Below are 9,882 nucleotides of genomic sequence, written 5' to 3'. Positions count from 1 at the left end.
GTATCTTCATCCGAGCTTCGTAAGGGTGATATCGTAGTCGTTCGTGAAGGAGAGACGATTCCTGGTGATGGCGAGGTCATCTCTGGATTGGCCTCTGTGGATGAATCAGCGATTACAGGGGAGTCTGCACCAGTATTGAAAGAAGCAGGCGGGGATTTCTGCTCGGTAACTGCTGGAACGAAGGTAATTAGTGATGAGATTCGTATTCGAATTACAAGCGATCCGGGAGAATCGTTCTTGGATCGAATGATTTCATTAGTTGAAGGCGCGCAGCGCAAGAAGACTCCGAATGAGCTTGCTTTGCATACTGTACTTGTCAGCTTAACGCTTATCTTCTTGGTTGTCGTTGTGACCCTGCCTGTATTCAGTCATTATTTGCAGGTCGAATTGAATGCGGCAGTGCTAATTGCCCTGCTGGTCTGCTTGATCCCTACTACGATTGGTGGCTTACTGTCCGCGATCGGTATTGCAGGTATGGACCGCGTAACTCGGTTTAATGTCATTGCAACATCAGGTAAGGCGGTTGAAGCCTGCGGGGATATTCATACGATTATTCTAGATAAGACGGGAACCATTACGTTCGGGAATCGCTTGGCCCATGAACTCATTCCGGTGCAAGGAACGAATGTAAACACTTTGTCTCAATGGGCAGCTGTTGCCTCTCATCATGATGAGACACCTGAAGGTCGCTCTGTCGTGGATTGGGTATCCAAGGCAGGAATCAAGTATGATGCTGAGCTTGCTATACAAGGAGAATTCATCCCTTTCAAAGCGGAAACACGCATGAGCGGTGTTGACCTGAAGGATGGACGCAGCGTGCGCAAAGGGGCTGTCGATGCGGTGAAACGCTGGGTTATCGCTCAGGGAGGTACCATTCCGCAGGATTTGGATGCCAATTCAGATGCGATTGCTTCTGCAGGCGGTACGCCGCTAGCAGTGGCCGTCGGACGTAATATTTACGGGCTTATCTACTTGAAGGATACGGTGAAGCCAGGCATGCGGGAACGGTTCGAGCAGCTTCGTCGCATGGGCATTCGCACCGTCATGTGTACAGGGGATAATCCGCTGACGGCAGCAACGATTGCTCGGGAAGCGGGGGTAGATGACTTCATCGCGGAGAGCAAGCCGGAAGATAAGCTGGCTCTGATTCGCAAAGAGCAGGCGGAAGGTAAGCTGGTAGCAATGACTGGAGACGGTACGAATGATGCACCGGCACTGGCGCAGGCGGATGTCGGCATCGCGATGAACAGCGGTACGGCAGCAGCGAAGGAAGCGGCGAACATGGTCGATCTCGATTCTGATCCGACGAAGGTCATTGAGGTGGTATCGATCGGCAAGCAGCTTCTCATGACGCGTGGCGCATTGACGACATTCAGTATTGCGAACGATGTGGCGAAATACTTTGCCATCATTCCAGCGATGTTCATGATTGCCATTCCGCAGATGTCAGCCCTGAATATTATGGGCTTGCATTCGCCCGTATCGGCCATTTTGTCGGCGCTTATCTTTAATGCCATCATCATTCCGTTATTAATTCCGTTGGCGGTCAAAGGCGTGGCGTATAAGCCGATGTCTTCGGCTAAGCTGCTGCAGCGCAACTTGTTCGTATACGGCTTGGGCGGATTAGTAGCTCCGTTCATCGGCATTAAGCTGATCGATCTAATTGTGGGCATTTTAGTGTAACCTTGCAACAATTGTAACTGCAATAGCCGAATAACAGCCTTAACTGTAATAGCTGAATAGCTGTCCCCAATTGTAATTAGCGGCAACAGCAACTAAGGCAATAAAAGCAATAAAACAGGAATATCTATAAGAAATTGAAAACTGAAATAAGGCCAATGGTTGGTACGTAGATAGAGAAGATTGTTGAAATAATCATACCGGGTTCAAGTAAGGAAGAAGAGAGGATGAACGAACATGACAGAGCGTATGAATATTGGTGGAGCAATGGTGCGGACGACAATCGGCTTGCTGCTGCTGTGCGGCCTTGCTTATCCATTTGCGATGACGGGGCTTGCACAGGCGGTAATGCCGAATCAAGCGAACGGCAGCATGGTATACAATAAGGAGGGGCAGTTGGTAGGCTCGAAGTTGATCGGACAGACTTTTACAGAGCCGCAATATTTCCATGGACGAGTATCTAGCATCGGGAACGATGCTGCTGGCTCTGGTTCGCCGAACTACGCTCCTTCGAATCCAGCGCTTAAAGAGAGAGTTGAGAAGTCAGTTGAGGAATGGGGCAAGGAGAATCCAGGTGCGGATGTGAAGCTGATTCCACAGGATTTGCTGACCAACTCTGCCTCGGGACTGGATCCGCACATTACACCGGAGGCGGCACGTGTACAGCTGCCTCGTGTAGCGAAGGCTAGCGGAATATCAAAGGAACGACTTGAACAGTTGATTACGAAATATACGGAAGGTAGAGACTTGGGAGTATTCGGTCAACAGCGCGTCAATGTATTGTTGCTGAACCTGGAAGTACAGCACGAAATGAAAGGTTAGGTGTCGGCTGTGAATGAAGGGGATGAGTATCGTAGGCAATCACCAGAAATGATATTGCGAATGCTGGAGCAGATGAAGCGGGGAAGGCTGCGGATTCTTATGGCTGTTGCCAGTGGGGCGGGCAAGACGACACAGCTGCTGCTGGAAGGGGTGAATTGTACCAAGCAAGGGCTGGATGTGGTGTACGGCACAGTGCTGCCGACGCAGGAAATATGGAATGAGGCTGGGCTGCACGTTGGCATTAATTCTTCCCCCATTCAAGCCATTCCGATGATCGCATGGCAGAGGGATGGACAGGATCGTTACGACATCGATGTGGAGGCCATTACAGTTCGGATGCCGGATGTGGTGCTTATTGATGGACTTGCTCATCGTAATCGACCGGAAGCCTTACGTTCAACGAGGCTGGAAGATGTAAGAGAATTGTTGAAGCGGGGCATGAACGTAATTGCGACGATGAACGCTTACGAAGAGGAAAGTGTTCAAGCTGCGGCAAAGAAAATGACCGGCGTCGTCAGCGAATGGACGATACCAAGTGAGGCATTGAAGGAGGCAGACGAAGTCCGCCTCCTTGATGTGTCTGCAGAGTCTTTAATGGAGCGTAGAATGCAGGGGCAGTTCAGTCGAGCTAAGCATTCGCGGAAGCATCGAGCGGAAGAGCGAAGCCGTATAAGTATATTGCGCGAGCTCGCGCTCCGCACGATGGCGGAGCATGTCAACGGCTCACTTGAGCAGCATCGGAATGAGATGGGTCTTACAGGCCCTTCGGGAGCTTCCGAACGGATTCTTGTTCTTGCACAATACGGCTGGAATGGATCGATTCATATTCGAAGAGGGCAGCAAATTGCGAAGCGGCTTAACGGTGAACTGTATATTGTGACCTTTGTTCAGCCAGATATGGAATTGACGACGGAGCAGGCTGCATTCCGCCGCTCGCTGAAGAAGATGGCGATGAAGACGGAAGCGGTATGGGAAGAGATTCCTTCCCGAACGCGCCGCGATATGGCATCTGCATTGGCTGAATATGCGAAGATGCATGGGATAACTCGCTTCGTACTCGGCCATTCTCGTCAGACGCGGTGGCAGGAGCTGTTGAAAGGTTCGCTGATTGGAGCTCTGCTGAAACGTATCGAGATGACGGACTTGTTCCTCATTGCCGATCACTCAATTGCAGAGGGGGAGCGGATACTGCCTGCCCGCCTATCCGGCGGAGCTGAGGCTGAGACGCCATTTAAGCGGGTGACGGAACAGCGGGTTCAAGAGAAGGCAGCCGGACTAAAGCGAGGGAAGCTGAAAGTGATTATTGGTGCGGCACCCGGGGTAGGGAAAACCTATCATATGCTTCAGGAAGGCAACCGCTTGCGGGAGCAGGGCGTTGACGTCGTCATTGGCTTGCTGGAAACGCATGGCAGAGCGGAGACAGCCGCTCAAGTAGGAGGGCTTCCGGTTATTCCTCGCAAGCGCATTGCGTATAATGGCAAGATGCTGGAGGAGATGGATACGGAGGAGCTGCTCCGCATTCATGCAGAGGTTGTACTTGTCGATGAGCTGGCGCATACGAATGTGCCGGGAAGTATTCGAGCCAAGCGATATGAAGATGTCCTATGTTTGCTTGAGGCGGGGATATCCGTCGTGACGACGGTCAATGTCCAGCATATTGAAAGCTTGAATGATGCAGTAGAGCATGTAACAGGAGTGCGCGTGCGTGAGACAGTTCCGGATATCGTGCTTCGGCAGGCGCGGGAGATTCAATTGATTGATGTAACGCCGCAGACGATCCAGGAACGAATGCGCGCTGGGTTGATCTACAAGGCGGATAAGGTAGATCAAGCCTTATCGAATTTCTTCCGTACGCCGAATCTGATTGGCCTGCGGGAGCTTGCACTGCGCGAGGTTGCTGACGATGTGGATGAGCGATTGGAGTCATGGGAACGAAGAGCACTGTTCCGCGGGCCGTGGCGGAGGCAGGAAGTTATATTCGTATGTATCGACTCTGACGTGCGGCCCGAGAGATTGGTGCGCCATGGCTTCCGCATTGCCCATCGCTTGAAGGCGCCTATGCATGTGGTACATCTGCCTATTGCTTCATGGAGAAGAAGAGGAAAGACAGCAGATATAGAGAAGGAGATGGCCGCTGTGCGGGCATTGACCGAACGGCTTGGCGGTACGTACCAAGAATATGAGGCAGTTGCACGCAGAAGTTGGGCCAGTACGGCTGTGCAGGTAGCAGATCAACTGCGGGCAAGCCAAATCATCGTAGGGATGCCGAGTCGTGTACGCCGCTTGGGCAGGCTAGGAGCTATGAAGGCGTTGGTGCGTCATGCGAGGCATATGGATGTGCTAGTCCTCTCTGAATGGGAGGGCTAGCGAGTGCGATAATCTCCTAAACCTCCTATCTATCCTTCTATTTAGCTATTACAATTTCTTGCATATCAATGCCATGAATCATAGCCTTGTCGGGCTATGAATTTTTTGTTCACAAAATAGACACAAGGTTTTAAGTTACCTTTCAGCCTCTTTTCAGCTTGATTTAGAGTTGAATCGTTAACATGGGTATAGCGATTCATACAGACGTACTTAAGTTAACATGGGCGAGGTACGTCTTGGATGAAGTCTGGACAAGGGGGATACAGATGTTAGAAGTGAAGGACGTTAGTAAGCTGTACAGCGAGCGTCGTGGTGTCCAGCATATCGACTTCTCTATGGCGCGCGGCGAAGTTGTGGGCTTTCTTGGCCCTAACGGTGCGGGGAAGACGACGACGATGCGGATGATTACGGGATATTTGCATCCGACAAGCGGGAGCATCTCCATTGATGGCATTTCCATGGCAGACCATGGAGGTATGGCGAGAAGCAAGATTGGTTATTTGCCGGAAAGCCCGCCGCTGTACCCAGATATGACGGTGAAGTCGTATTTGGGTTTTGTGGCGGATATAAGAGGTGTATCGGTACGAGAACGTAGCGTGCGAATTAGTGAAATGGTAGACAGATTGGGCTTGCAAGGTAGAGAGAATCAGGCGATTCGTGGGTTGTCCAAGGGTTACAAGCAGCGGCTAGGACTTGCGCAGGCCATCATTCACAAGCCGGATCTGCTTGTGCTGGACGAGCCTACCTCAGGGCTAGACCCGAATCAGATCGTGGAAATACGCCAGCTCATTCGAGAGCTCGGGGAGCAGCATACGGTATTGCTTAGTACACATATTCTCCCGGAAGTGAACACGCTGTGCAACCGGGTCATTATTATTCATCAAGGGCAAATTGTGCTTGACGAGCTGCCTGAACAATTGGGAACCGCGCTTGGTCAAGAATCGAAGCTGCATCTCATTGTGAAGGGAACAGCTGCTGAGGTGGTTGAAGCGATAACGGTTATTCCCGAGATCGCCCACATCGAATCTGAAAGCAATGATCAAGAGGTTCATCTTCAGGTTACTGCGAAGGAGCAGGCGGATATAAGGGAAGCTCTTTTTTTCACTTTGGCTAATGCAGGGTATCCCCTGCTAGAGATGAAGCGGGAATCGACAAGTTTGGAGGATGTATTTACGAGATTGACGACAGAGGAGGAGTCTGGTGATGCGCAGATTTAGTGCGATATTTCGCAAAGAAATGCTCGCATATTTCACATCGCCGACATCTTATGCGGCTTTCTCGGTGTATGTGTTGATTTCAGGGATTATGTTTTATTTGAATTTTGTATTGTTCCAACCTAGTATCGTTGATTTCCGGCTTGTAACGGGCAATACCACATTTATGTATATTTTTATCATTCCCTTGTTGACGATGCGGCTGTTCGCAGATGAATTCCGCCACGGTACGGATGAGCTGCTGCTTACTTCGCCTGCCCGTCTGAGCGAGATTGTTCTTGGCAAATATGCTGCAGCATGTGTCTTGATGGTTGTGCTTGTCGGGTTTAGCTTGGTGTATCCATTCGTCATGTCGTTCTTCGGAACATTGGATATGCGTGTGCTGCTGACTTCTGTACTCGGATTGCTGCTGCTTACGATTGCAATGGCTTCTATTGGTTTATTTGCATCTGCACTGTCTGAGCATCAGATGGTAACCGCCATCGCTGCATTCGTGATCCTGCTCATGTTCTGGCTGCTGGATGCCATTCCTTCTTCTGCCGTCGGTGATTGGATTGCTCCCTTTTCGATGAACAATCGATTGCAGTCCTTTATGAAAGGGGTACTGAATGGGCCGGACGTACTCTTTTTCCTAACACTCGCGATTGTATTTGTCGTGCTGAGTATCCAAGTACTTGAAAGAAAACGGTGGAGGTAACGAATGATGAACAAGTGGCTGCGAAGAACGAATGCGGCTGTACGATCAGTCGCTGTCCTCGGAATTTTTTGTGTTGTTGACCTATTTTCTACAATCGATGACGGGGTGGCAGTGGGACTTCACGAAGAATAAGTCTTTCACGCTATCGGAACAAACGATTGCCGCTCTGTCTTCGGTCGAAGATAAGGTCAATGTAAAGCTGTTCTATACGCCGCAGGATGATCCTGTGCTAATTAGGGAAGTTGCTGACATGGCAGAACAGTATGCACTGCGAAATAAACATATTAAGGTCGAACAAATTGATTTAATGAAGGAACCCTCTCTAGCACAGCAATATGGCTTAGCGGGGAGCTCCCTTGTGTTCGAGCGCGGAACGAAGCGCAAGACGGTTGGACTGTATGAGATGTTCAGTGGTGGTGAGGACTATGGGGCTTATCGTTTTAGTGGCGAGGAAAAAATGACCCAAGCACTTAGAAGCCTAACATCTGAGCGCAAAGCAACAGCTTACGTATTGTCTGGCCATGAAGAGCTGCCGTTGTCGCAAGTAACTGCCCTCCGCTCCAGCTTGGAAGAGGACAATATCCAAGTCAAAGAGCTGAATTTATATCGGGAAGGTGCAGTCCCACAGGATGCGGACATGGTCATGATGCTAGGGGCCAACAAAGATATTACGGATAAGGAAGCGAAGCTCCTGCAACAGTATGTGGATGACAAGGGGAAGTTGTACATTGCGCTTGGCTTCAATCCGGACATGTCGAAATCTTGGAAGAACATTGACAGCTTGCTGAAGCATCTTGGTGTGACGAATAAGCATGCAGTCGCAGTCGAGCAGAAGAAGAGCACATTATATGATCCATTTACGATTGTGCCTGAATACGGAGAGCATGAACTAACATCCAAGCTGTCGCAGTATAATTTGCTTACTTTGCTGACATTGGGGCTGCCTCTAGAAGCTTCATCTACCGATAAGCTGTCAGTGGAGCCAATCTTGAAGACTTCTACAACTTCTTATGGGGAGACAGATATTCCAAGGCTAATGCAAGAGGGAAGCGAACGCGACGATAAGGATCTTGCTGGGCCATTAACGCTGGGCGTAGCCGTAACGACAACAGACGGGAAGCCAAAGGCCGTTATTATTGGAGGATCGAGTTATATCGAAGATCAGAATCTATATACGCAGGGTAATCGGGACTTCGCGCTGAATAGCATGAACTGGCTCCAGGGGAATCAAGAACAAGTGACGATCAGGCCACGGGAGAATGAAGCCTATCAAATTGCATACCTGACTCCTGGACAGGGCAAGGTAATTCTTTGGACGACTGTTATTGGCTTCCCGGTACTATTGCTTGGTATAGGGGCAGCATTATGGTGGAGAAGGAGACGGGCGTCATGAATAATATGAGACAGATGCGAAGGCTCATCCCAACCTTTCTACTATTGATTGTATTCATAGCCGGTTATGTGTACGCCTCTACACACGATTTCTTCCGCACCAAACAGGAGAATACGGAGGCCGTGCCGCTCATAACCATGCAAGCGCAGGATATTGATTCTATTATGATAGCGGGGGAAGGTTCCCGAGTATCGCTTCATAAGAAGGGCGAACAGTGGGAGATGTTAGAGCCGCGTCCGTATCCGCTCAATTCGTATCCGATTAATGACTGGATCTCTATAGTGACAAAGGCGAAGGCAGATTCAATCGTTGAGGGAGAGGCAGCGAACCTTGGGAAATATGGCTTGGATAAGCCAACTTGGGTTTTCCAGGCAACTGGTGCTAACGGGATAAGACATAATCTTAAGATTGGCAATGAAACGCCGATTTCAGGCACTTACTATGCAATGGTAGATGACAATAACAAGGTATATCAAGTCCCTGCTACTGAATGGTCGGGATTGAAACGGAGCGCGTATGATTTTGTGTTGAAGGAACCGATAACATTCCCAATTGAACGGGTGGAACAATTCAGTTGGAGCTATGCGGGGAAAACGTATAACCTAAGTTCAAATCATGATTCAGGATCCGTTCCAACGAATGTGAGTGAGGGAAACTCTTCAACAGGGAATTCGGATTCAAGCAAACAAATAGAGATGAATTGGCGGCTTCAGGACAAGTCTATTACGGAAGATAAAGCTAATGTGCTCATCAATCAATTCAGAGACTGGTCTACGACCGAACTACCGAAGCAGAAGAAGGAATTATTGGCAGGATTATCTCACGAGCCGGGTTGGAAGCTGGAACTCTCATTGAGGTCAGATGCCATCAATACTTCGGAGAAGAAGACATTTGAAGGATACATGATGGGAGAGAAGGTATGGATTATCCCTCAAGACGGGCAATGGGCATATGCTGTTCCGAAGGAGAAGCTTGATGAAGCAATCAAAGAATGGGGAAGTGTAGGAAATGGTTCGCCTACAGAAGGAAAATAGGGATCGCGCGTTCATGAAGATAAGTAGGAATGAATGAGGGGCGTCCAAAAAAATATGAACCAGTCTCTGATAGAAAAAATACAAAGACGCTTCCAGAACCACTGTATTGGTGGGGACGGAAGCGTCTTTTTAATGCAAATTCATTCAAAAGTAAATTAGGGGCACCCTCTGGTTCCATTGTGTAGGAGATATAAGAGAATTAGGTGAATCATCATAGAGATACCCAATCTGAGCTTTATGCTTGCAAATCCGGCCAGCGCAGCAGCAAGATAGATTGCGAGAATCCGCCGCCGAATCCATACAGTAAAGTGAGTGCTCCCGGTTTCAGACGGCCGTCTGCTAATCCTCCCGCTATCGCTAGCGGAATGCTGGCTGCAGATGTATTACCGTAATATTGGACACTAGTAAGTGTGCGCTCAAGCGGAATCCCACTTCGTTCACATATGGACTCTATCATCCGTAGATTCGCGCTGTGTGGCACGAAGATGTCAATTTGCTCTGTTGTGTAGCCAGTGTCTTGCAGCAACTGTTGGATCCCTACCGGAACTTGGCGGAGCGCCCACTTAAGGACTTCACGCCCATTTTGAACTAACGTGCTGTCAGGCTTCATCTCCACATCGCCAATCCGATCGGCGACAGCCTTACGATGCAAGATCCCGCCTAAATCTCCTGTCG

At 49.5% G+C, this 9,882-nt stretch carries 8 protein-coding genes; 7 read left to right on the top strand and 1 reads right to left on the bottom strand.

Annotated features, from left to right (window positions below):
- The 7 genes from kdpB to AZ66_RS22565 all read left to right on the top strand — a co-directional run.
- Positions 1 to 1,683 (top strand): potassium-transporting ATPase subunit KdpB (kdpB, locus tag AZ66_RS22595; RefSeq protein ID WP_044356917.1); only part of this gene is annotated, 1,683 nt, incomplete at its 5' end.
- Between the two features lie 234 nt (positions 1,684 to 1,917).
- Complete coding sequence (gene kdpC / locus AZ66_RS22590) at positions 1,918 to 2,502, top strand: potassium-transporting ATPase subunit KdpC (RefSeq protein ID WP_044356916.1); 585 nt, start codon at positions 1,918 to 1,920, stop codon at positions 2,500 to 2,502.
- 48 nt (positions 2,503 to 2,550) lie between these two features.
- Positions 2,551 to 4,869 carry a histidine kinase gene (locus AZ66_RS22585; protein WP_044356918.1) on the top strand — a complete coding sequence of 773 codons (2,319 nt, stop codon included), beginning with the start codon at positions 2,551 to 2,553 and terminating at the stop codon, positions 4,867 to 4,869.
- A 266-nt stretch (positions 4,870 to 5,135) separates the two neighbouring features.
- Positions 5,136 to 6,086 carry an ABC transporter ATP-binding protein gene (locus tag AZ66_RS22580; RefSeq protein WP_044356914.1) on the top strand — a complete coding sequence of 317 codons (951 nt, stop codon included), beginning with the start codon at positions 5,136 to 5,138 and terminating at the stop codon, positions 6,084 to 6,086.
- Positions 6,073 to 6,780 carry an ABC transporter permease subunit gene (locus AZ66_RS22575; RefSeq protein ID WP_021252365.1) on the top strand — a complete coding sequence of 236 codons (708 nt, stop codon included), beginning with the start codon at positions 6,073 to 6,075 and terminating at the stop codon, positions 6,778 to 6,780. Before AZ66_RS22580 ends, AZ66_RS22575 begins: the two co-directional genes overlap by 14 nt.
- A 31-nt stretch (positions 6,781 to 6,811) precedes the next feature.
- The gene (locus AZ66_RS22570; protein ID WP_331436927.1) at positions 6,812 to 8,173 is read left to right on the top strand and encodes a GldG family protein; all 1,362 of its coding nucleotides are present in this window, start codon (positions 6,812 to 6,814) and stop codon (positions 8,171 to 8,173) included.
- The gene (locus AZ66_RS22565) at positions 8,170 to 9,207 is read left to right on the top strand and encodes a DUF4340 domain-containing protein (RefSeq protein ID WP_044356912.1); all 1,038 of its coding nucleotides are present in this window, start codon (positions 8,170 to 8,172) and stop codon (positions 9,205 to 9,207) included. The genes AZ66_RS22570 and AZ66_RS22565 overlap by 4 nt, the downstream gene beginning before the upstream one ends.
- Positions 9,208 to 9,442: 235 nt before the next feature.
- On the opposite strand, the gene AZ66_RS22560 is transcribed toward AZ66_RS22565, so the two are convergent.
- Positions 9,443 to 9,882: 3-oxoacyl-[acyl-carrier-protein] synthase III C-terminal domain-containing protein (locus tag AZ66_RS22560; RefSeq protein ID WP_044356911.1), on the bottom strand; the 440-nt coding region annotated here is incomplete at its 5' end.

Origin of the sequence: Paenibacillus sp. E194 (assembly GCF_000935845.1) — a bacterium.
In the GTDB taxonomy this organism is placed as follows: Bacteria; Bacillota; Bacilli; order Paenibacillales; family Paenibacillaceae; genus Paenibacillus_B; species Paenibacillus_B alvei_B.
This window is presented reverse-complemented; position numbering and strand designations above follow the sequence as displayed.

Excerpts from the sequence above, each read along its gene's own strand:
- kdpC (WP_044356916.1), top strand. The coding sequence starts at position 1,918 with ATGACAGAGCGTATGAATATTGGTGGAGCAATGGTGCGGACGACAATC.
- AZ66_RS22585 (WP_044356918.1), top strand. The coding sequence starts at position 2,551 with ATGATATTGCGAATGCTGGAGCAGATGAAGCGGGGAAGGCTGCGGATT.
- AZ66_RS22580 (WP_044356914.1), top strand. The coding sequence starts at position 5,136 with ATGTTAGAAGTGAAGGACGTTAGTAAGCTGTACAGCGAGCGTCGTGGT.
- AZ66_RS22575 (WP_021252365.1), top strand. The coding sequence starts at position 6,073 with ATGCGCAGATTTAGTGCGATATTTCGCAAAGAAATGCTCGCATATTTC.
- AZ66_RS22570 (WP_331436927.1), top strand. The coding sequence starts at position 6,812 with ATGCGGCTGTACGATCAGTCGCTGTCCTCGGAATTTTTTGTGTTGTTG.
- AZ66_RS22565 (WP_044356912.1), top strand. The coding sequence starts at position 8,170 with ATGAATAATATGAGACAGATGCGAAGGCTCATCCCAACCTTTCTACTA.